This window comes from Pannonibacter phragmitetus (assembly GCF_050510895.1).
GTDB lineage: Bacteria > Pseudomonadota > Alphaproteobacteria > Rhizobiales > Stappiaceae > Pannonibacter > Pannonibacter phragmitetus_B.
In genome coordinates this window covers 1,500,517-1,522,218 of sequence record NZ_JBNINT010000001.1, presented here as the reverse complement: position 1 = coordinate 1,522,218, position 21,702 = coordinate 1,500,517, and the positions used below count along the sequence as shown (strand labels likewise).

Sequence of the window (21,702 nt, the reverse complement as noted above, 5' to 3'; positions counted from 1 at the left end):
TGTGCTGCGCAACGCTGTGCGGCCTTCGGTCTTCCTCAACACCGATGATCTGGGTTTTGGCCCCGGCTCCTGGCGCATCGTGCCGGGCCTTTTTGTCAGCATGGGCCTGTTCTTCACGTTCCTGGGCCTGATTTCCGCTCTGGACGGAATAACGGCAGAAGCGGACATCTCGGCTCGCGCCATGCAGAACCTGCTGAAGGTTGCTTCGGCGAAGTTCATCATGTCGCTGACAGGTCTTCTGTGTTCCATCATTCTCACGGTTTTGTACCGGCGGATGCAGGGCAAGGTCGACAAGAAGCTGCATGCGCTCTGCCATGTCATCGAGTCCAAACTGACCTACATCAGCCTTGAGTATTTGGCAGCCGAGCAACTGCGCGCTACGCGGGAACAGAAAGAGCATTTCCGTCTGATCGGCACGGAACTGGTTGCAGAACTTGGCCGCCCCTTGCGGGAAGAACTGCCTTTGGCCATTTCGAATTCCATCAACACCGCCATGGCACCGCTGGTGGAGCGGGTCGGGCAGATGGGGGTCGAGGGTGTCGGCGACATGGTCACCGGCCTCTCCAGCCAGCTGACCGACAAGGTGGGCCTGGCACTGACCGAAGCCGCGCAGCGCATTTCGGACGCAGGCGACAAGATCAGCCTGCTGAGCGACCGGATGGACATGAGTTCCGGCAGGATGGGCGCGGAAATGGAGACGGCGGTCCAGCGTGTAGCTCTGGCTGTGGAGGAGTTGCGCTCAGCCATGGCCAGCTCTGCCGAGACGGCCGGCAGCGCGCTGTCCGAGGGCACCGAAAAGCTTCTGCGGGTGATGAACCAGACGCTGGAAGGCATCCGCGAAAACACCGGAGAAGGTGCCCGCGCCATGTCGGCAGCAGCTGAGGACATGCGCAAATCCGCAACGGCCTTCCGTGATGAAATCGAAGCCGCCGCAAAGAGCGGCAGCGAGGCAGCACAGGCCCGGATGCAGGCCGCAAGCAGCGAGGCCAGTGCCTTCATTGGCTCTGCAGGCCAGGGCGTGGCAGATGCTTTCTCCCGCACCAGCAGCGAAATTGCCCGGGTGGCCGCCGAAGTTTCGGCAAAGGCCGCAGATGATATCCTGGGCCCGATTACTGCCATCGCGGGTCACCTCTCCGATGTCACTGGCAAGCTGCAGCAAGGCTCGGCCGACCTGCGCCGCTTTGCTGAAGGCGTGCGCGATGGTGCGGAGGCCTCCACGGCCGCGGCAACCGGGTTCCGTTCAGCGGCAAATGACCTTACGGCAGCAGCAGCTCCGGTACAGGCCATTTCGGAGCGGATGGAAGCGTCCATCCGCCAGCTCAACGACAGCACCCAGCGGGCTGCCGGAACGATTGCAAAATCGGCAGAAACAACAACCCAGTCCGCAGCCTCAACCATGGCGGCGATCAATGACATCGTGCAGGCACAGGCCTCGGCCATCGACGCAAAGCTGGCCGCAATCAACATAGCCCTCGACAATCTGCGCAAGCAGGGTGACCGGCTGGACAGCATGGACGAAAGCCTTGGCAAGGCCTTTGACATCTACGCTTCGCAGGTGCAGGCGGCGGTTGACGGCATGTTCGGCCATGTCAAGGAGCTCCAGGAACGTCTCAATCCTGCGCTGGATACGATGAGCAACATCGTTGCCCAGATGGAAGAGTTCTCGCCGCAGTCGCGGAGGGTCTGATGCGCGCCTCGTCCCGCCGCACTCACCAGGAAGAGGAAGAGGAAAGCGCCTTTGTGTCCATGACGGACATGACGGTGAGCTTTCTCTTCATCGTCATCCTGCTGCTCGCCTTCTTTGCCAGCCAGTACAGCGACACGGATCAGGTGCCGCGCTCCGAGCTTGTCGCGGAGCGGAGCTTCGGCAGGCTGCAGAACGCACGGCTGAAGATCTTCGTCAGCAGATTGAGCAAAAAGACGCAAGGATCCGCGAACTTGAAGAGACTGTAGAAGCCCAGACGCAGGAAATCGCAGAGTTGAAAGCGGAACTGGAGCGCCTGCGAAAGCACCTGGAAGTCAAGAACCCGCTTGAAGCCTATCTGGCCGACGCTGCCCTTGAGAGACGCCGGATTCTCGAGCGCCTGCGCGAACAGGTGAAGATCGACTTCCCCGACCTGAAGGTCGAGGTCAGCGAGCAATCGGATGCACTCCGGTTTCAGGGTGACGGCCTCTTCGACACGAATTCCTCTGAGCTCCGTGCCGACCGGCGCCCAATCGTCACCAGCGTTGCGCGGCGCCTTGGCGAGCTTCTGCCGTGTTACACCCTCGGCCCAAGCACCCGCTGGACCAGCACCTGTAATCCGGGCGGTGTTGTCATAGAGGCTCTTCAGATCGAAGGGCACACGGACAGCACGGGCAATTCCAACAGCAACCTGACGCTTTCAACGAACCGGGCAAACTCGACCTTCACCGTCATGACGGATAGCGTTTCGGGCCTGATGGATTTCCAGAACCTGCGCGGGCAACCGGTGCTATCTGTTGCCGGCTATGGCCAGATGCGCCCCGTGGCTGACAATGCCAGCAAGGCTGGCCGTGATACGAACCGCCGTGTCGATCTTCGCATCATCATGTACACGCCAAGCCGTTCCGAGGAGATCGGCCGGATACGCAAGTCTCTTGAAGCGGGCAACCGCAACGGAGGCAACCCATGAGCCTCGAACAAAAGCTCTCCCGGCCCCTGCGTCTGGCAACCGCGGCGCTGCCTGCCCTGAACAGACTGGTTTCCACGACGAGCCGCATCATCGAAAGATGGCCTGATGGAGCTGGAGACCCGCCGGAGAAGGACAGGGAACAGCTGGTGCAGGAGATGCGGGCCCGCGTGGAGACCGGCAACTGGGAGGGAACGAAGCTCTTTCTGGTAACCTCTGCAGCCCGAGCGCTTTTCGATATGGAGCGCAGGAGCCGTCCGGATCTGGAGCTGCTGCGGAACTTCTATTTCGACGAAATCAAAGCCTCGACACGGCCAGGTTTCCTGAACGCCATGTTCTCGGTCTACATGACGAGTTATGAGCCAGGAGCGGCTCATACACGCAGCCTTGCTGAAGCACTCACGTCAGCCGGAGGCAGGATCGGAGCCCGCTGGTACAAGCTGCTGATGACGGAACCTCGTGTGCTCGACCCAATTAACGCGCACGAACACATCAGCACTCTGATGCGCCCGATGACGAGCCCCTGGAATGGCCTCAAGGAACTGGGATTTCACAAGCCGCATGACACCGGGCTGATGGCGCATGCACATCTTGCCTATGTGAAGAAGATCAGGTCCGAGCTCAAGACCCGCAACGGTATGGAACGCATGATCGGCTGGCTGAAGCCCGACCGGCAGGAAGCAAAGATATTGGGCGCAAGCGAAGCCATAACAGCCCTGCTTGAACCTTGGACAGACGCCAGCCCGGCAGAAGATGACCGGAGCTATCTGATTCAAAGTCTGGTTCTCCTTTACGGGGACCCTCGCCTCAACAAGGGCGGAGCATGGAGTGGAGTTCCGGACAATCTCATGGCAGTCCTTTTCCGTTGGTTGACCGGCGAGAACATCCGCTTCTTCCTGGACGTGGTTTCAGCCGTTGAAGATAGCCATATGTGGGAGCCACGACGGAAATTCTGGCTTGGCCTCTATCGCGCCGGTCAGATTGATGCCGCCTGGGTCGCCTTCAGCGAAAAAGGTGCTGAGGAAGCACGCAGGCGCATTGCACGCAATCGCGTGGAAGGGATCCGGGATATGGCCGTCAAGTAGCCGGTGGCGGGCGCAACAACACGTCTCTGCTGATTCTTCAGATTGGCCGCAGGATCGTGGTGGAAGGGTCGCACAGTTACAAGGTTCACATCTTCCAGAATTCGGATGCTCGCAGCCCCAAGCTCTATCAGCCAAGTTACGATTGCGAAGAAATCCGTCTTACGCCGGGAGCAAATGCAAAATCTCACCACAGCGGCTGGGAAGACTGGGTGCTCCGCAACATCTGAGGGAAGGTCCGTGAAGTTCAAATACTCGTTTGATGACCGCGAAGTCGTGGTGAGTGCCGAACCCGAAGCAGCCGGCCTCCTGGCGCGGTTGCGCGGCAAAGGCAACACTCCAGACCTGCAGGCGCTGAAGCCGGAAGAGCTGGATCTGGCTTTTGCGCTTGCCGACTTCAGGGCGCTAGCCGCCACGCTCCGGCTTGAACTTTCTGTTTCAAGCAGCGAAATCCGCTTGCCGCACCGGCTTGTTGCCAGCCTGGACAGTTCGACGGCTGCAGTCCTCGGCCTTCCCCGCCTCACGGATCTGCTTCTGCGGACCGACGCGGAAGGACTTCTCGGTTCGTCTGGGTTCAAGCTTCGGTACGAATGGTTTCGCCAGGGACAGCGCGTCTTTCCAAAGCGATCCGGCTCGATCCTGTCCATGGGCGGGCAACACTACCGTATCCCGCTCTGGATGATGGAAGCGCTGGATGTGGCAGATGGCTTTCGACCGGGTCAGGGCGATGCGCACGACTGGGAAGCGCTGGCCAGATTCCGGCAGGCACTGGAGCCAGGCGTCTCCATGGCCCATGGCGAGGTATCCGCACGATCGTCAATGACGGACTTTCTGTCGGGGCTTGAAGTACGGCTGGCAGACAGTTTTTCCATCTCAACTTCCGGAACTGAAGACTTTGAAGTGGTTCCGTTCTCCAGACAACGGATCCGGGGAGACGATGGCGAACTTGAAGCGGGATCTGTCAGCGAGGATCAGAGCGAACTCGCAGGTCAGGAACTCCAGCGCTTCCAATCCCAGGTTCGCAGCCGGGGAGCACTTGCAGCCTACCGTCTTTCTCCGGGCAACTATCTTGTCATCGACAGGGCGGCAGCACCTGCACTCGACGTGATGGCGCGCATGCAGAAGGCCCCCTTTCGGAAAGACGTGCTTTCATCCAGAACCCCCAACGTCTGATCAGCGAGGCAATTGAGCGTCAATTGCGTGAAAGCGGCAAACTGGATGGTTTATCGGATTCAGGCCAGCAAGAGGCCATTGAGGCTGCGGCTGGCCCGCTCTTCATCGAGACAGCAGAGTTCTCGGAACGTGTCACAGGGATCATTGCATATCAGAAGCCGGATCAGGAAATTACCGGTAGCGGCACGGCCTGGCTGCCGGAGGAGTTCGCGCAGATCCTCAAGGAGGCCCTCGCCCCACTTGGGCACAGGGAACTGACTAGCCTGCGGGATCAAGTCATCGACGGGATTGCCGCAGGTGAGAAACATGTAAACTTTGATGCTATCGAGTTGCCCGCCCGTCCGGAAACAGTTGCGCTGCTGAATGGCAAGATTGCTGAAAAGGAAATCGAGGGCAGTGACGATCCGGAGCAACTACCGCCGTCGCCGGGTGCTCCGCTGGTGCTTGACACCAAGGACAATTTCGAGGACCTGAAATGGCAAGCTGGCTTGAGGCCAAGGCAATCCGTCATACCCATCGCGGTGCCTCCAGCAATCCTGACCCCGTTGAAGGAACATCAGAGAGCGAGCTTCGAATGGCAAGCTGACGCATGGCGCGCAGGATTGCCTGGGATCCTCAACGCTGATGAACAGGGCCTCGGTAAGACCCTTCAAACCATCACTTTCCTCGCTTGGTTAAAGGACAACATGGCACAATCCCAGGCCATGCCCAGAGGACCGGTACTGATCGTGGCGCCAACCTCTCTGCTTGAAAACTGGCAGATGGAGGTTCGCAATCACATGCAGGAGCCTGGTCTTGGTAATGTCATCCGGCTTTTCGGCAGCGGAATTTCCAGCCAGAAGAAGGCTGGCTATGCGGGAAAAGATACGGATGACGGCATTGCGAAGCTGGACCTGAGTGCCTTGCACGAAGCCATTCAGGATAACCGCGCACACCGGTACTGGGTGCTGACAACCTATACAACCCTGACCAATTTCCAGCACTCATTGGGACGCATCAGATTTGCAGCAACGGTGTTTGACGAGATCCAGGCTTTGAAAAACCCGTTCAGCCTGCGGGCAAAGGCTGCGCGCTCCGTAAATACCGATTTCTGTATTGGCTTGACGGGTACCCCCATCGAAAACACCACAGTCGACCTGTGGGCCATCATGGACAGAATTGCTCCCGGAGCATTGGGAACTCTCAAGGAATTCAGGGAACAGTATGCTGACCCTACTCCAGAAAGCATGCGGGAACTCTATCAGAGAACCTTCGAACCTTCAGGAAGAAAGCCCGCACTTGCGATTCGGCGCATCAAGGACATGGTGGCGAGAGATCTTCCGGAGAAGACCAGACGCCTTCACCCCCGTCTCATGCCAACCGTTCAGGCAACCGCATATGATGATGCCAAACTAAAACTCGCAAGCGGTGGATTGGGAGCGCAACTGAGGATGCTGCACCATATCCGGAGTGTATCAGTTCACCCCGGGATGGGGGCAACAGCTGACAATGCAGCCTTTATCAAGGAATCCGCACGCCTGACCGCTGCGATGAGCATCTTGCGTTCCATTTCGGAGAAGAGCGAAAGAGCGCTCGTCTTTATTGAGCATCGTCAGATGCAGTACAGGTTTATCGAACTTGTGAAGGCTGAATTCGGTCTAAAGCAGATTGACCTTATAAATGGTGACACGCCAATCCAGAAACGGCAGGCCATCGTCAATCGGTTCCAGCGTCACCTCGAGGTAGACGGAGGCTTCGATCTTCTTGTCCTTGGCCCAAAGGCAGCAGGTACCGGCCTGACGCTAACTGCAGCAACCCATGTTATTCATCTGTCAAGATGGTGGAATCCAGCGGTTGAGGAACAGTGCAACGATCGCGTACACCGTCTCGGACAGACACGGCCGGTGTCAGTTCATCTTCCAATGGCCATTCATCCGGAATACCGGGAACAGACATTCGACTGCCTTCTCCAAAGCCTCATGAACCGGAAACGCCGCCTGGCAGCCGCAGCGCTGTGGCCGATGGGTGATACGCAATCCGATATCAGCGAGCTTCAGCATCTGCTGAGCGATAGCCCAACCAGGCAGGACGGCGATGCCATAGCTGGCTCAATGCACGCAATGTTTGAACGCGATGGACTGCCACCTCCAGAAATGCAGCCCGATGGATCCATCCGGCTGCCATAGCCCCCTCACGGCCCCTCGCACCGCGCTGCGCGGCTGGTTGCCACTTGCGACGTCTCGGCGGTGTAGGCGCGCAGGCCGTGGGCGTCGAGGAGGAGGATGCGGTAGGTGGGGTTGCCGCCGGTCCACCAGGGGCATGGGTCGGCGAGGTCGGTGATGAAGCGGTGGCCGGTTGCCTGACCGGAACTGTAGGCGATGCCGTTGGCCGCCGTGCCTGCCATGGGGATGTGGATGTGGCCGAAAACGATGTGGCGCACGCCGCCCGGATGGGCGCCAAGGCGCTGCATCAGCGCGCCGTCATCATGCAGGCCGATGTTCTCGAAATGGCCGATGCCACAATCGAAGGGCGGGTGATGGATGAAGACGGTGACGGGCACATCCCCTGCCCCGGCCAGCGCTTCATCGAGAAAGGCCATGCGGTCCGCACCATAGAGCCCGCCGATCATGCCCGCTTCATGGGTGTCCAGAAACAGCAGCCGGCCATGGTCCGTATCCTTGAAGGACTGGACGAAGCCCTGCCCGTCCACCGGACGCTCCGGGAAGGCGTCGCGGAACTCCGGGCGGCGGTCGTGGTTGCCGATCAGAAGGCGCACTTCGAAGGGCACGGGCGCCAGGATCTCGCGCAGCAGCGCATAGGCTTCCGGATCACCGTGATTGCACAGGTCACCTGTGATGACCATCAAATCCGCATCCCCATGACGGGCAAGAATGTCCTCAACGGCAAGGCGGAGCTGGCGCTCCGGATCAACACCATTCACCACTGCGCCAGGGGGCATCAGGTGGGTGTCGGTGAGCTGGATGATTTTCATGGAATGTGTCCTGAGGGCTACGCAAGGGCGGCATGAAAAGGCTGCGGGAACCAGACCCCCGCAGCCTCAACGGTCAAATGTCTGTGCCCGGCTGCCGCAAGATGCAGGCAGCCGGGAAAAGCATCACTTCATCAGGGCGTTGGTCTGCTCGACCACCTGCTTCAGGCCGTCTTCCGGCGTCAGTTCGCCGCGCATGACGGCACCGATGATGTCGCGCTGGGTGCGCCAGATGCGCACGGAATCGCCGCCCGGATAGCCGGCCCAGGGCATGGAGCGGTCAGCCTGCAGGGAAGCGGTCTTCACGTTCGGCTTCTCGGCATAGAAGGGTGCGAGGAAGTCCGGACCGGTGGCCAGTTTGTTGGTCGGCAGATAGCCGGTGATGCGCACGATGGTGTCCTGCGCCTGCGGACCGGTGATCCACTTCAGATACTTCCAGGCCGCGTCCTGCTTGGACTTGTCCTGCGTCAGGATCACAGCAGAGTTGCCGCCGGTCGGCACGCCGCCGGTATCCTTGTTGTCCAGCGGGAAGGTGGCGGTCTTCAGCGTGAAGCGGTCACCCACCAGGCCTTCGATGGTCTGCACGTGGGCCGGCGTGGAGAAGATGAAGCCGGTGAGGCCTGCGCCGAACTGCTGGCGCGACTGGTCCCAGTCCAGAAGGTTCTGGCCGCCTTCGGTGACGAAACGGCGGGTCAGCTTCATGGCATTGAGGCCAATTTCGTTGTCGAAGGCAACGGTCTTCGTTTCCGCATCGACCAGACGGCCGCCCTGCTGGAAAATCAGCGCCTGCCACAGCCAGTCATCCGGCCAGCCGTTGATGTCATAGCCCATGCCGGCAATCTTCGGGTCAAGGGCATGGATCTTCGCGGCCAGCTCGATGAGGCCCTCGAAGGTGGTGGGCATCTTGTCCGGGTCGCCGCCCGCCTTCTTCACCAGATCGGCGTTGATATACATGATCGGCGAGGAAGCGTTGACCGGCAGGCCATACTGCTTGCCGTCGATCTGGCCGAGAGCGGCCATCTTCGGGCTGTAGTTGGCATCCAGGAACGCCTGGCCGCCTTCGGCTTCGATGAAGGGCGTCAGATCGGTGATCTGGTTGCGCGGGGCCAGCGTGTGGACGAGTTCCGCCGTCAGGTTATAGCCGGAGAAATAGACATCCGGCAGGTTGCCCGTCACGGCGGCGCGCAGCACCTGCTGCTGGCCTTCGTTGTAGCCGGCGGCAGGGGCAAGGAAGTTGATCTTGATGTCCGGGTTGTTCTTCATGAACTCATCGGCCAGCGGCTGATGAAACTTGGTGAAGCCCGGCAGGTTGTAGAGCACGTCCAGCGTGATCTGATCGGCGAAGGCAGGCTTGCCAAGCCCGGCCATGGCAAGGCCGAGAGCAAGACCGCCGATGGCGGTGCGGCGAGTGATCTTCATGACAGTCTCCGGATGCGGTTGGGAGGAGGAGAAAGGCCGGGTCATTTGACACCGGTCATGGTGATGCCCGCGATGAAATGACGGCGGGCAAGGAGGAAGCACAGCACCATGGGTGCGGTGATGAGAGTGGCACCGGCCATCAGCGCGCCATAGTTAGCGCCCGTCTCCGCATCGGCGAAGAACAGCATGCCGAGCGGCGGCGGGGCGAGGTTGACGTCGGTGACGACGATCATCGGCCAGTAAAGGTCATTCCAGTGGGCCACCACGGAGAAGACCGAGAAGGCCGCGAGCGAGGGCAGCGAGCCGCGCAGCACCAGACCCCAGCAGATTTCCATCTCCGAAAAGCCATCCATGCGGGCGGCCTCGATGATTTCGTCCGGATAACTGCGGAAGGACTGATGGAACAGGAAGATGGCGAAGACCGACAGGAAGAACGGCAGCATCATCGCCACATAGGTGTTGAGCATCTTGGTCCAGGCGAGCCCGACAAACAGCGGCAGGGCCAGTGCCTGCATGGGCACGCAGAGCGCCGCGATGACGAGACCGAGCAGCAGGCGGCGGCCGGGGAAGCGGAGCTTGGCCAAGGCATAGGCCGCAGGCACGGCCGTCAGGATCTGCACGATCAGAATACCGCCGCAGACGATGGCGCCATTCAGCATGAAGCGCGCCATGGGCACCTGGCTGGCGGCGCGGGAATAGTTCTCCGCCCCGTCGAACTGGTCCGGGAATGGCCAGAGCGAGACGTTGAAGATCTCCGCAGGCGGGCGGATGGAGGTCAGCAGCATCCAGTAGAACGGCAGCAGCATGAAGGCTGCGCCAAGGGCCAGAACCAGATGAGGGGCAAGGCGGCGAAGGACGGCCATCAGTAATGCACCTTCCGGTCCATGTGCACCGTCTGCCCGATGGACAGCACCAGCACGATTGCAAGGAAGATCAGCGTCAGCGCGGCGGCATAGCCGGTGTTGGAATATTCAAAGCCTTCGAGATAGAGCGCGAAGAGCAGCGTCTCGGAGCCGAAGCGCCCCTTGGTCAGAACGGCCACCGTCTCGAAAACCTTGAAGGCGGAGATGGAGGTGGTGACCACGACGAAAAGCGTGGTTGGCCCCAGCATCGGCCAGGTGACCGTCAGGAACCGGTCCAGCGGCGAGCGGGCACCATCCAGCCTTGCGGCTTCATAAAGGTCCTGCGGAATGGCGGTAAGTCCGGCCAGAAACAGCACCATGTTGAAACCCAGCACCTGCCAGATGCCGATGATCGCCATGGAAGGGATCAAGAGCGCCGGATCGGAGAGGAAGGAAACAGGCTCGAAGCCCAGCCACTTGATGGCGGCATTCACCGGGCCGATGGAGGGATGCAGCAGGAACTGCCAGACGGTGGCCATGGCGACGAGCGTTGCCGTGACGGGCAGGAAGTAAGCCACTTCCCAGAAGCCGCGGCTGCGCTTGCGGGCATTGACCAGCAGTGCCACCCCAAGTCCCAGACCCACGCCAAAGGGAATGACCAGGGCCGCATAGAGCGCGGTGTTGCGCAGCGCCCGCATGAACACCGGGTCGGAGAAGGCCTGCGCAAAATTATCAAGACCAATGAAACGGAAGGACAATGCGCCAAGCTGATAGTCGGTGACGGAAAACCCGGCAAGGATGATGACGGGCAGAATGTAGATACCGAGCAGAACCAGGCTGGCAGGGGCGGCGAACATCAGCCCCCGCGCCATCATGCGCCGCTCCATGCGTGAGCGGCAGCGCGGCAGGGGCGCGGCCTCTCCGGTCTCAAGGCCGAGGCTGGTCACACTCATGCTGCCGCCCTCCCCGTTTTCGCGGTTTCGCGGCGCAGGCTATCGGCACCGAAGACATGCAGCCGCTCCGGCGCAAAAGACAGGTGCAGCGTGCCTTCCGGCGAGATGGCGAGAGGCTCGGCAGCGGACTGGCGGAAGGTCAGGACGAGATCATCCCGGCCAACAAGCGCGCAGCTGACATAGCGGTCGGCACCGTGCATTTCGGCGCGCAGAACGCGCACGGCAAGCCCATCTGATGCAGGGACCAAATCTTCCGGGCGCAAGCCGATGGTGGCGGTTTCGGTCCCTTGTGCGGCCACCTGCACTCCCAGATCCTGCCCCAAAGCCTGGACGCGGCCTTCAGCGCTGATCTCGGCTGGCAAAAGGTTGATCGCCGGCATGCCAATGAAGCGGGCCACCGTCAGCGTCGCCGGGCGGCGGTAGAGCTCATCCGGTGTGCCCAGCTGCTCGATCCGCCCTTCCGACATCAGCGCGATGCGGTCCGACATGGTCATGGCTTCGATCTGGTCGTGCGTGACATAGATGAAGGTTGCGCCCAGGCGCCGGTGCAGAGCCGCCAGCTCCTCGCGCATGTGGGCGCGCAGCTTGGCATCAAGGTTCGACAATGGCTCATCCATCAGGAAAGCAGCCGGAGAGCGCACCAGCGCCCGGGCCAGTGCCACGCGCTGGCGCTGGCCACCGGAAAGCTGGGCGGGCTTGCGGTCCAGAAGATGGCCGATCTGAAGGGTTTCGGCGGCGTCCTCGACGGCGGCTGAAATTTCGGCAAGGCGTGCCTTTGGCGCCATCAGGCCACCAACCAGCGGCAGGCGGGCGGAGACGGGCAGACGGCGCATGCGCAAGGGGTGGCGATGTTCTGGCGGACGCTCATGTGCGGGTAAAGCGCGTAGGACTGGAACACCATGGCAAGGTTCCGGTCGCTCGGGTCCATGCCGGTCACATCTGAGCCGCCGATGCTAACCTTGCCCTGCCCCGGGCCCTGATCCGGCATCTCAAGCCCGGCGATAACCCGCAACAGCGTGGATTTGCCACAGCCGGAGGAACCGACCAGTGAGAGAAATTCACCCGGACGGATGGACAGATCGATGCCCTTGAGCACGCTTTCGCTGCCAAAGGTCTTGCGGATTCCGGAAAGTTCGACTGCTTGCGGCGACATCCTGCGCTCCCTGTTCAGGGGCGCATATGCAAGTCTCCATATGACAGATTGACGAAGCTTCAGAGACCCTTTGATGACTTAAGCAGATTTAATCAGGAGTTTCATCATTACATAACCAGAAAATATCATTAGGATAAGCGCATCTTATAGGTCTACATATCGAAAATTGCTTTCTTAGACGGCACAAAAACCTTCAGTAAATCCCATCCTCTGACACATCAAAGACCGCATGAGCGTGACAGGCGACACAGCGGGAAAGACCATAGGCCTTAAGATACCTTGCCGCAGGTTGCCTTTGCCGGCTCCGGCGGATTATCCAGAGCGGCAGATACACGGGATACCAATCCGGATGCTGGCACGGGCAAGGACAGGGCATGAGACAGGCTGACAGTTCAAGGCAGAGGACCATGGATGGCACGTGCGGGCAGTTGGGTGCCTGGGCGGTGGCTATACTCCTCTGCCTCATGCTGCTGGGTGCGGTGGCTCAGGCACGCGCTGAAAGCGCGGCCAGCCGCCTTGCGCTGGTCATCGGCAATGCCACCTATGACAGCCCTTCCCTGCCCGCGTTGAAGAACCCGGCCAATGATGCGGCACTGATCTCGGGTAGCCTCAAGGCTGCCGGCTTTGAGGTGACACTGGTGATGGATGCGGATCTGCGGAGCCTGAAAGCTGCCGTGCGCGACTTCACGGCCAAGCTCAAGGCAGCCCCTCCGGCACGCTGGCTGCGGTTTATTATTCCGGCCACGGATTTGCTGCAGGCGGGCGCAATTACCTTGCCCCGCTTGGCGCGGATCTGCGCGAGGAAGTGGATGCGGAGTTCGAGGCGCTGCCGGTGGACTGGGTGCTGGCAGCCGTGGAAGAGGCCCATGACGGGCCGAACATCATCATTCTCGATGCCTGCCGCAACACGGCTCTGAGCCGCTCCGCAGGCGGCAGCGCGGGTGGGCTGACACTGCTCACAGGCACGCCGCGCGGAAGTTTCATTTCCTTTGCAACGGCCCCCGGCAGCACGGCGGCCGATGGCGAGGGCCTCAACAGCCCCTATTCCGCAGCCATCGCCCGGGAACTTCTGGTGCCCGGTGCCAGCATCGAAACCGTGTTCAAGCGCGTGCGGCAGGATGTGGTGACGGCGACGGATGGGGCGCAGGTGCCCTGGGATCACTCTTCGCTCACGACCGATATCATCCTGATGCCCAGCGCAGACAGCACGGGTGTTGCGGGCTCCGGCCCTGCGCCTGCGGCCACTGCCGAGGCGCTGCAGCAGGAACTGGTGTTCTGGAACGGGGTCAAGGACAGCCGCACCGCTGCCGACTATGAGGCCTATCTGGAGCGCTTCCCGGCTGGCGCCTTTACCGAACTGGCCCGCATGCGCCTTGCCAGCCTGCCTGCGGCAGACACCGGACAGATCGAGCAGCTTTTCGCTGCCCTGCAAAGCCGCTCGCTTCTGGTGGAAAATCCGCAGCGCCCGCATGAGTTCTATGCCAACGCCCGCCTGCGTGAGCTGAAGGGCGACTATCCGGGGGCGCGTGCGGACTACCTGAAGTTCTTTGCTTTCGGCGAGCCGCAGATTGATCCGCACCTGCGCTTTCAGGCAGTGCTGAAGGTGCAGGAGGGCCGTGCCGGTGCGCGGGAGGTCTACCGTTCGCTCTCTGCCGGGCGCCGCGATCCGGCAACGCTGTTTGCAGCGATCCTGCTGGAAGAACGGGACGAGCGCGTGCGCAGGCTGAACAGCTTCATCGAGGCCTATCCGGATTTCGGCCCGGCGCTCTACGAACTCAGCCTTGATTATTCGCAGAGCCGCCTCGGTCAGCAATCGCTTGCCGACAAGACGAGGAAAAGGAGCTTCTGACCCGCTTCGTTGAGGCGGCGGATCAAGGCAAGGTGCTGCGCTATTTCATCGACCAGCAGATGGCCGCTAGCTGGCTGGAGGATGCCCGCAGCCGCCTTGCCGCGCTTTCAGCCATGAGCGATGCGGCCATGGCCAACCCGCTGCAGCTGTCCGCCACCCGCAGCAATCAGGGCTGGCTGATGACGCTCTCCATCGCCGACAAGGCACGGGAGATCTTCGTGCGCCTGCCGGGCGGGGAGTTCCGCTCCACCGGCGTCATGAGCGGCGCGATGGACCCGGCAACCGGCCAGCCCCTGCCCTATCCCGGCTTCGAGCTGCCGGGTTCAGCCGCAGCCATGGACATCGAGGTGCAATACACCAACCTGCGCGGCGAGACGCAGGGGCCCTATACGCTGCATTTTGATCCGGACACGGCGCTAATTGCGGGGCAGAAGGACATTCTCGAGCGGTTCTGGAACAGTTGGGTCTCCTTCGGCGGCAGCGGGGACAGGCTCGCTTATTTCACCCATCTGATCAGCTACCGCTGCGCGTTATCCGGCGTGCGCTACGGCATCAACAAGGACGAGCCGGACACGGCCTTCGAGACTGGCCCCTGCGATCCGGACAATCCTCATGCCGTGCCGTCGTCAGGGCCGGGATCGGAGCTTTACCTGCGGGTGCCGCGCAATACGTCTTTCCTCACCGTGCAGCTGACCTACAAGGACGGTACCCGCTCGGACGTGCGCCGCTTCGAAGCCCCCAGATGACCATGGGCCGCACCAGCACGCCCGCGCTTGCGGGCCCCTTGCAGCGCAGGCTGGCCCCGGTGCTGGCCGCCTGCCTTGCGCTGCTGCTGGTGTTGCCCGTTGCTACGAGGCTGGAGCCGCGCCTTGGCGATGTGATCCTGTTTGCGGGCGGAGGAACGGTGGCGGATCGGCGTGAGGATATCGTCATCCTCACCATCACCGAGGAAACGCTGGCCGCCTTTCCCTATCGCTCGCCCATTGACCGGGGCTTTCTCGCCGCCTTGATCCGCCGCATCAGCGCCACCGGCCCAAAAGCCATCGGTATCGACATTCTCTTTGATGGCCCGAGCGACCCGGTGAAGGATGCCGATCTGCTGGCGGCGATCGATGAAGCATCGAGTCCCGTGATCCTGGCTGTTGCCAGCGACCTCAACGACCTGACGCCACAGCAGAGGCTTTATCTAGGGCATTCCGTCAGCGGGCGCGGTCATGGTTCCATCGTGCTGCAACGGGATGATGCAGATGGCATCGTGCGGCACTTACCCTTCCCGCAAGACCGGGACGGCGCACCCATCACCACCTTCACGGCGGCGCTGGCCTCAGGCGCCGCGAAGGCGCCGCCACCTCAGGGGCGCATTCTCTATCAGGCGCCGCAAGGTCCCGGCCTCACCGCCTTTCCGCAGTATCCCGCCCACACCGCTGCTCTGCTGCCGGATGAGTGGCTTGCCGGAAAATACGTGCTGATCGGCACCGACCTGCCGCATCTCGATCAGCACCCGGCACCGATGGTCTCCTTTGCCGGTACCGAAGGCGGCACCGTGCCGGGCATCGCCATCCACGCGCATATTCTGGCACAGGTGCTGGAAGGGCGCAGCCTGCCTGCTCTGCCGCTCTGGGCAGACCTCTTGCTGGCTGCCCTCGTGGCAGTTGCCACCGTCACCGGATTCACCTTGACGCAGAAGCCGGGCCGCTTCTTCCTCGTGCTCGGGCTTGCCGCATTTGCCTGTCTTGCCACGTCTGCGCTGCTGCTGCGCCTGCAGATTATCCAGCTGCCCGTACTCACCCCGCCCGCCGCAGCCATAGCCGCCGCGCTGCTGCTCGCCCTGTTCCGCTGGCGCATCGACCGGTCGGAGCGGGCGTTTCTCAACACGGCCTTCTCCCGCTATGTCAGCCCGCAGGTGGTGCAGCGTCTGACATCCGGCCGGCTCAGTCTCGCCCTTGGCGGAGAAAAGCGCACGGTCACCTATGTGTTCACGGATCTGGAGGGCTTCACCACCCTGTCGGAGCAACTGACCGCGGATCAAGTAGCGACGATCCTCAACCGCTATCTCGACCGCATGTGCGACCTCTTCGTCAGCCACGGCGCCACCATCGACAAGCTGATCGGCGATGCGGTGGTCGGCTTCTTCGGCGCACCGGAGGAAGATCCGGAGCAAAGCCTCAAGGCCGTGAAGCTGGCGCTGGCGGTGGATGCCTTCTGCGAGGGCTTTCGCAAGGAAATGGCGGCGGAAGGCATTCCGCTCGGCGTCACCCGCATCGGCCTGCATCGTGGCGAAGCTGTTGTAGGTAATTTTGGCGGTAGCCGCTTTTTCGATTATACAAGCATCGGCGACACGGTGAACACCGCCGCCCGGCTGGAAGGGGCCAACAAGTACCTTGGCACGCGCATCTGCGTCAGTGCAGCCGCTGCAGCCCAGGCGCCGGGCCTCAACTACAGGCCCATAGGCGATCTGGTGGTGAAGGGCCGCGCGGAACCCCTGCCCTGCGTCGAGCCTTTGAGCGAGGCAGAGGCGGGAGCGGAGTGGATGGCGGCCTATGCCACCGCTTTCGCCTTGCTACAGCAGGGCGACGGAGAGGCGGCACGGCAGGGATTTGAAACGGTGCTGCGCCTGCGCGGTGATGACGGCCCCTCGCGCCTGCATCTGGCGCGCCTCGGGCAAGGTGAAACAGGTACACAGATCGTTCTGGGCGGCAAATAATAGCTGCCCGGTTGGTATGAAAGCAGGATGAGGTTCGGCATGTTCCGGCAGATGATGATCGCGGCCCTGTTGAGCGGGGCAACCGCAGCGCCAGCGCTGGCGGACATGATTGTGGTTGCCGCCAGCGGCCCGGCCAGCCTGCAGCCGGGCGACCGCATTGCCGAAGGCTCCAGCCTGAAATTGCCCGATGGTGCAAAGATCACCATTCTTTTCCAATCCGGTGAAATGAAACGCATCGACGGCCCCTTTGACGGCAAGCTGGACGCCGCTCCTCCGGTGGAGCGCCCCTTCAGCGGATGGGATGCGGTGCGCAAGTTCCTCGGCGCTGGCGGCCAGACATCGGAAGTGCTTGGTGCGTCGCGCAAGACGGACAGCAGCCTGCCGGAACAGCCTGGCATCTGGCTGGTCAGCATCGACAGCTCCGGCGAGCGCTGCACCCGAAAGGACGAATTGACCTTCTGGCGCCGCGATGCCGATGCCCCATTGACGCTGACCCTGCGCAATGAAGCAGGCAAGGCGTCAGACCTCAACTGGCCGGCCGGCAGCCACACCTTCACGGTCCCTGCCACATTCCCCGTAACCGAAGGCGCTCTGGCGCTTTCGGCAGGCTCCAGCTTGCGCAAGTTCGGCCTCAAGGTCCTGCCGCAGGATCTGGAAGATGCCTATCCCGGCGCCGTGCTCGGCTGGCTGCTCGACAGCGGCTGCACCCGGCAGGCCTCGGCATTCATCTCCCGCGTTCATGCGGGAGAACCGCTGGAATGAGGCAAGGGCTTTTGGCCCTCGCCTTCCCAAGCTTCAGCTGAGCCGCAGGAACAGGCCGGCGCAGAGCTTGGCGCGCTCGGCCAGGCTGTCGATCAGGATATGCTCGTTGAGCGTATGCAGCCCGGCACCACGCACACCGATGGAGTCCAGCGTCGGAATGCCCAGGGCGCCGGTGAAGTTGCCATCCGAGCCGCCGCCCGCACTGGCATGGCTCATCTCAAAGCCCACTTCTGCGGCCAGTTCCTTCCCGATTTCATAAAGCGCCAGCGTGCCGGCATCCGGCTCCCATACGGGACGGGTCACACCGCGTTTCACCTCGATGATCACCTCGCCGCCATCATCATTGAGTGCCAGCATCCGCTCCACGCCTGCATCAAGGTCCGCCTGCCGCTTGGCCATGGACAGCACCTGCCCCTCGCACAGGGACGAGACGCAGTTGACCCACTCCCCGCCACGGACGATGCCAACGCTGAAGGTGCAATCCTCACCGGTCATGGCCTCGATTTCCAGCACCTTGCGGGCCATGGCGGCAATCGCCGAACGTCCGTCCTTCAGCGCCCAGCCCGCATGGCTGGGGCGGCCGATGGTGCGCAGGTTGAAGCGGGCAATGGCGTAGCGGCCCGTGACGCAGCCGCCATCCTCCCGCGCTGGTTCCGGCACCAGCACATAGCGGTTGCGCAGGGCTTCCATCTCGATGAGATCACGCGTCGAAGGCGTGCCTACCTCTTCGTCGGGAGTGAAGAGCACCGTCACCGGCAGCGGCGTGGTAAGCCCGGCGCGGATGATCTGGCGCAGCGCTTCCACGGCAACATAATTGCCGCCCTTCATGTCCTGAATGCCCGGCCCGTAAGCAAGATTGCCCTCGATGCGGAACGGCAGTTTTTCCAACGTGCCAACGGGGTGCACCGTATCCATATGGCCGCTGACGAGAATACCCGGATTGCCCTTGTCCGGATGTGGCAGGCGGGCGCGCAGCGACCCGCCAAAGCCCATCCGCCCCGGGATACGCTCGATATCCGCGCCAAGCGCTGCCAGCTCATAGGCCGCAAGATCCATCATCCGGTTGAGGGCCGCCGCATCATGGGTAGGGCTTTCGCACTCCACCCACGGGCGCAAGCCCTTGATCATTTCATTGCTGTCGAAAGGTAATTCCGTGAAACGCATGGCCTGCTCCCGGCGGTTCTGCGTGAAGGGATGAAGCTTGAAATCAAACAGTCAGCTCAGGCTGCAAGCCGCCGTTCGGCAATGCGGGCATAGATGCTGGCCCCAACGGGCAGGATGGCGTCATCCAGCACGAAGCCCGGATTATGCACCGGCACGCCGCCGCTATGGCCGACGGTGCAGTATGCCCCCGGCACGGCCAGCAGCATGTCGGCGAAGTCCTCGCTGGCGGGCACCAGATCCACCTGATCGGTGACGAGATCGCCGCCGACAATTTCGGCTGCCGCTTCCAGATAGGCCGCACTCAGGGATGGGTCGTTGCGCAGAACCGAGAACACGGGCCGCAGTTCCGGCGTGATGGTGACGCCGAAGCTTGTGGCATAGCCGGCGCAGAAGGCCTCGATCCGCTCATGGATCAAATCCCGCACGCCATCGTCGAAGTAGCGGATCGTGCCGGAGATGACGGCCTGATCGGGGATGACGTTATAGGCCGTGCCGGAGTGGATCTGCGTCACGGACAGAACCGCCGGCTGCACCGGCTCCACATTGCGGCTGACGATGCTTTGCAGGTTCTGCACCAGCGAGGTTGCAACGATGATCGGGTCCTTGGCGTGATGCGGTGCCGCACCATGACTGCCGCGCCCCTGAATGGTGATGTCGAAGAAGGTTGACCCGGCCATGGCCACACCGGGACGGACCGCCACCCGGTTCGGTTCGGCAAGCGGATTGTTGTGCATGCCGTAGACTTCATCGCAGGGGAACCGGTCAAACAGCCCGTCCGCCAGCATGGCCCGCGCACCGCCCAGCCCTTCCTCGGCAGGCTGGAAGATGAAGACCACGGTTCCGGCAAAATCCCGCGCCTCGGAGAGATAGCGCGCCGCGCCCAGCAGCATGGTTGTGTGACCGTCATGACCGCAGCCGTGGAACTTGCCCGGATGCGTGGAGCGGAACGGGAGATTGGTGTGCTCATCCATGGGCAGGGCGTCCATGTCGGCGCGCAGGCCAATGGTCCGCCCTTCGCCTTTTGCCCCTTTCAACACGCCGACGACGCCGGTCTGACCGATGCCACGATGCACCTCAAGGCCCCATTCCTCCAAAAGGCTCGCCACGATGCCGGAAGTGCGCTGCTCCTCGAAGCCGATTTCCGGATGGGCGTGGAAGTCATGGCGCAGGGCCGTCAGCTCCTTGGCATAGCTGGCAATTTTCTCGATGACAGGCATGGGGCAGTCCTCTGACAGATGAAATGAAACGAAGACGAGGAGGAAGCGGCCGGGGCGGCTGCAAGTGCCCCGGCCGCGAGAAACGCAAAGCCTCAGGAGGCCAGCGTCAGCTCGCGGAAGTTGGCAAAGTCCCAGTTCCGGCCGGGCGCCGCCTCGATCAGCGAGCGGGTGTAGGCATGTTTCGGATGGGCGAGCACCTCGCCCGCAGGCCCATGCTCCACCACCCTGCCCTTCTGCATCACCAGCACGTCGTCACAGATCTGCGCCGCCACGCGCAGGTCATGGGTGATGAACAGAATGGCGATGCCGAGCTTCGCCTGGAGATCCTGCAAGAGCTTGAGCACCTGATCCTGCACCGACACATCCAGCGCCGAAACGGCCTCGTCAGCCACCAGAACGTCCGGCTCCATGGCGATGGCCCGGGCGATGGCGATGCGCTGGCGCTGGCCGCCAGAGAACTGATGCGGATAACGGTCCACAGCATCCGCAGGAAGGCCGACGAGCGCCATCAACTCACGGGCGCGGGTCATGGCTGCCTCCTTGTCCTGACCAAGGTTCAGCAGGCCCTCAATTAGCGAACGCCCCACCGTCCAGCGCGGATTGAGCGAGCGGAACGGGTCTTGAAACACGATCTGGATATGCTTGCGATGCGGACGCAGCTTGGCGCGCGGCAGGCTGGCGATATCAAGCCCGGCCACCTTGATGCCGCCGCCGGTGGGATCAATGAGCCGCATGACGCAGCGCGCCACAGTGGATTTGCCCGAGCCGCTTTCGCCGACGATGCCGAGGGTACGGCCCGGCGCGATAGCAAAGGCCACATCCTGCGCCGCACGTGTCGGTTCACGGTTGAGCAGCCAGCCGGAAGTGCCATAGACCTTGGCAAGGTTCGAGACTTCAAGAACCGGCGGCTTGTCCTCCACCGCAGCACGCGGCGGGCGCGGTGTCAGGCTGGGCACGGCCTTCAGCAGGCGGCGGGTGTAGTCATTCTGCGGGTTGCGCAGAAGCTCCGCGACGGGGGCATTCTCCACCATCTCCCCATGCTTCATCACCTGCACCGTATCGGCGATCTCCGCAACCACGCCCATGTCATGAGTAATGAAGAGAACGGCCGTGCCGTGCTTTTCCTGCAGTTCCGCGATCAGCGACAGGATCTGCTTCTGGGTGGTCACATCCAGCGCGGTGGTCGGCTCGTCGGCGATCAGCAGCTGCGGCTCCAGGATCAGCGCCATGGCAATCATGATGCGCTGGCGCTGGCCGCCGGAGAGCTGGTGCGGATAGGACCGGTAGATCCGCTCCACGTCCGGCAGATGCACCTGCTCCATGATGGCAAGCACGCGCTTGCGTTTTTCACCGGCCGGCAGCTTCGTGTGCGTGTCGAGCACTTCCTCAATCTGCTGCCCCACCCGCATCACCGGATTGAGCGCAGTCATCGGCTCCTGAAACACCATGGAGAGATTGCGGGCGCGCATGTCACGCATCTGCTGGGCCGAGAGCTTCAGAAGATCGGTCTCACCGAGCAAAATACGCCCGCCCGTCACCTCCAGTGCGTTTTTCGGCAAAAGCCCCATGGTGGCAAGCGACGTGACGGATTTGCCCGAGCCGCTTTCGCCCACAAGGCAGACCGTTTCCCCTGCACGGATCGTCAGGGACACACGGTCAAGGATGGGACGGAACTCCGGTGCAGCGGTGGGAATGCGGACAGTGAGATTGTCGATGGTGAGAACCGCCGGAGCGCCCTCGAAGGATCTGGACTTGAAGATCACAG

17 protein-coding genes and 2 pseudogenes are annotated in these 21,702 nt (G+C 62.2%); 11 read left to right on the top strand and 8 right to left on the bottom strand.

Annotated elements, in window-relative coordinates; genetic code table 11:
* Window position 1: 1 nt before the first annotated feature.
* The 7 genes from ACQB61_RS07145 to ACQB61_RS07115 are packed head-to-tail and all read left to right on the top strand — an operon-like array spanning window position 2 to window position 7,071.
* The gene (locus ACQB61_RS07145) at window positions 2-1,687 is read left to right on the top strand and encodes a hypothetical protein (protein ID WP_430512065.1); all 1,686 of its coding nucleotides are present in this window, start codon (window positions 2-4) and stop codon (window positions 1,685-1,687) included.
* Window positions 1,687-1,953 carry a hypothetical protein gene (locus ACQB61_RS07140; RefSeq protein ID WP_430512064.1) on the top strand — a complete coding sequence of 89 codons (267 nt, stop codon included), beginning with the start codon at window positions 1,687-1,689 and terminating at the stop codon, window positions 1,951-1,953. Before ACQB61_RS07145 ends, ACQB61_RS07140 begins: the two co-directional genes overlap by 1 nt.
* Before the next feature lie 26 nt (window positions 1,954-1,979).
* A complete protein-coding gene (locus ACQB61_RS07135; protein WP_430512063.1) occupies window positions 1,980-2,654 on the top strand; it encodes an OmpA/MotB family protein in 675 nt (224 codons plus the stop codon).
* Window positions 2,651-3,736, top strand: coding sequence for an EH signature domain-containing protein (locus ACQB61_RS07130; RefSeq protein ID WP_430512062.1), 1,086 nt, complete (start codon window positions 2,651-2,653; stop codon window positions 3,734-3,736). Before ACQB61_RS07135 ends, ACQB61_RS07130 begins: the two co-directional genes overlap by 4 nt.
* A 26-nt stretch (window positions 3,737-3,762) precedes the next feature.
* Window positions 3,763-3,963: an EH signature domain-containing protein gene (locus ACQB61_RS07125; protein ID WP_430514318.1), complete on the top strand. Its 201-nt coding sequence runs from the start codon at window positions 3,763-3,765 to the stop codon at window positions 3,961-3,963.
* A 10-nt stretch (window positions 3,964-3,973) separates the two neighbouring features.
* Complete coding sequence (locus tag ACQB61_RS07120; protein WP_430512061.1) at window positions 3,974-4,906, top strand: hypothetical protein; 933 nt, start codon at window positions 3,974-3,976, stop codon at window positions 4,904-4,906.
* Between the two features lie 23 nt (window positions 4,907-4,929).
* Complete coding sequence (locus ACQB61_RS07115; protein WP_430512060.1) at window positions 4,930-7,071, top strand: DEAD/DEAH box helicase; 2,142 nt, start codon at window positions 4,930-4,932, stop codon at window positions 7,069-7,071.
* A gap of 5 nt (window positions 7,072-7,076) precedes the next feature.
* Here the strand turns inward: ACQB61_RS07115 and ACQB61_RS07110 are convergent, their stop codons facing one another.
* The 5 genes and pseudogenes from ACQB61_RS07110 to ACQB61_RS07090 form a co-directional block, all read right to left on the bottom strand.
* Window positions 7,077-7,877, bottom strand: a complete 801-nt coding sequence (locus tag ACQB61_RS07110; RefSeq protein WP_430512059.1) for a phosphodiesterase — start codon at window positions 7,875-7,877, stop codon at window positions 7,077-7,079.
* A gap of 123 nt (window positions 7,878-8,000) precedes the next feature.
* Window positions 8,001-9,293 carry an ABC transporter substrate-binding protein gene (locus ACQB61_RS07105; protein WP_430512058.1) on the bottom strand — a complete coding sequence of 431 codons (1,293 nt, stop codon included), beginning with the start codon at window positions 9,291-9,293 and terminating at the stop codon, window positions 8,001-8,003.
* Between the two features lie 41 nt (window positions 9,294-9,334).
* Window positions 9,335-10,156 (bottom strand): carbohydrate ABC transporter permease, encoded by an 822-nt coding sequence (locus tag ACQB61_RS07100; RefSeq protein WP_430512057.1) that lies wholly within the window; start codon window positions 10,154-10,156, stop codon window positions 9,335-9,337.
* On the bottom strand, window positions 10,156-11,088 hold the full coding sequence (locus tag ACQB61_RS07095) for a carbohydrate ABC transporter permease (RefSeq protein ID WP_430512056.1): 933 nt from the start codon (window positions 11,086-11,088) through the stop codon (window positions 10,156-10,158). Before ACQB61_RS07095 ends, ACQB61_RS07100 begins: the two co-directional genes overlap by 1 nt.
* A pseudogene (locus ACQB61_RS07090) lies at window positions 11,085-12,241 on the bottom strand (ABC transporter ATP-binding protein). Before ACQB61_RS07090 ends, ACQB61_RS07095 begins: the two are co-directional and overlap by 4 nt.
* 374 nt (window positions 12,242-12,615) lie before the next feature.
* On the opposite strand from ACQB61_RS07090, the pseudogene ACQB61_RS07085 reads away from it, so the two are divergent.
* The 4 genes and pseudogenes from ACQB61_RS07085 (at window position 12,616) to ACQB61_RS07070 (ending at window position 17,556) form a co-directional block, all read left to right on the top strand.
* Window positions 12,616-14,090 (top strand): annotated as a pseudogene (locus ACQB61_RS07085) (caspase family protein).
* A gap of 32 nt (window positions 14,091-14,122) precedes the next feature.
* Window positions 14,123-14,836 (top strand): hypothetical protein, encoded by a 714-nt coding sequence (locus ACQB61_RS07080; RefSeq protein ID WP_430512055.1) that lies wholly within the window; start codon window positions 14,123-14,125, stop codon window positions 14,834-14,836.
* Window positions 14,833-16,794: a CHASE2 domain-containing protein gene (locus ACQB61_RS07075; RefSeq protein ID WP_430512054.1), complete on the top strand. Its 1,962-nt coding sequence runs from the start codon at window positions 14,833-14,835 to the stop codon at window positions 16,792-16,794. Before ACQB61_RS07080 ends, ACQB61_RS07075 begins: the two co-directional genes overlap by 4 nt.
* 39 nt (window positions 16,795-16,833) lie before the next feature.
* Window positions 16,834-17,556 (top strand): hypothetical protein, encoded by a 723-nt coding sequence (locus tag ACQB61_RS07070; protein WP_430512053.1) that lies wholly within the window; start codon window positions 16,834-16,836, stop codon window positions 17,554-17,556.
* Window positions 17,557-17,589: 33 nt separating this feature from the next.
* Here the strand turns inward: ACQB61_RS07070 and ACQB61_RS07065 are convergent, their stop codons facing one another.
* The 3 genes from ACQB61_RS07065 to ACQB61_RS07055 all read right to left on the bottom strand — a co-directional run bounded on the left by ACQB61_RS07065 (window position 17,590) and on the right by ACQB61_RS07055 (window position 21,700).
* On the bottom strand, window positions 17,590-18,720 hold the full coding sequence (locus ACQB61_RS07065) for a M20/M25/M40 family metallo-hydrolase (protein WP_430512052.1): 1,131 nt from the start codon (window positions 18,718-18,720) through the stop codon (window positions 17,590-17,592).
* Window positions 18,721-18,776: 56 nt separating this feature from the next.
* Window positions 18,777-19,937, bottom strand: a complete 1,161-nt coding sequence (locus ACQB61_RS07060) for a M20 aminoacylase family protein (RefSeq protein ID WP_430512051.1) — start codon at window positions 19,935-19,937, stop codon at window positions 18,777-18,779.
* Window positions 19,938-20,029: 92 nt separating this feature from the next.
* Complete coding sequence (locus ACQB61_RS07055) at window positions 20,030-21,700, bottom strand: ABC transporter ATP-binding protein (protein ID WP_430512050.1); 1,671 nt, start codon at window positions 21,698-21,700, stop codon at window positions 20,030-20,032.
* Window positions 21,701-21,702: the final 2 nt, after the last annotated feature.

Excerpts from the sequence above, each read along its gene's own strand:
- ACQB61_RS07140 (WP_430512064.1), top strand. The coding sequence starts at position 1,687 with ATGCGCGCCTCGTCCCGCCGCACTCACCAGGAAGAGGAAGAGGAAAGC.
- ACQB61_RS07130 (WP_430512062.1), top strand. The coding sequence starts at position 2,651 with ATGAGCCTCGAACAAAAGCTCTCCCGGCCCCTGCGTCTGGCAACCGCG.
- ACQB61_RS07110 (WP_430512059.1), bottom strand. The coding sequence starts at position 7,877 with ATGAAAATCATCCAGCTCACCGACACCCACCTGATGCCCCCTGGCGCA.
- ACQB61_RS07105 (WP_430512058.1), bottom strand. The coding sequence starts at position 9,293 with ATGAAGATCACTCGCCGCACCGCCATCGGCGGTCTTGCTCTCGGCCTT.
- ACQB61_RS07100 (WP_430512057.1), bottom strand. The coding sequence starts at position 10,156 with ATGGCCGTCCTTCGCCGCCTTGCCCCTCATCTGGTTCTGGCCCTTGGC.
- ACQB61_RS07095 (WP_430512056.1), bottom strand. The coding sequence starts at position 11,088 with ATGAGTGTGACCAGCCTCGGCCTTGAGACCGGAGAGGCCGCGCCCCTG.
- ACQB61_RS07075 (WP_430512054.1), top strand. The coding sequence starts at position 14,833 with ATGACCATGGGCCGCACCAGCACGCCCGCGCTTGCGGGCCCCTTGCAG.
- ACQB61_RS07070 (WP_430512053.1), top strand. The coding sequence starts at position 16,834 with ATGTTCCGGCAGATGATGATCGCGGCCCTGTTGAGCGGGGCAACCGCA.
- ACQB61_RS07065 (WP_430512052.1), bottom strand. The coding sequence starts at position 18,720 with ATGCGTTTCACGGAATTACCTTTCGACAGCAATGAAATGATCAAGGGC.
- ACQB61_RS07060 (WP_430512051.1), bottom strand. The coding sequence starts at position 19,937 with ATGCCTGTCATCGAGAAAATTGCCAGCTATGCCAAGGAGCTGACGGCC.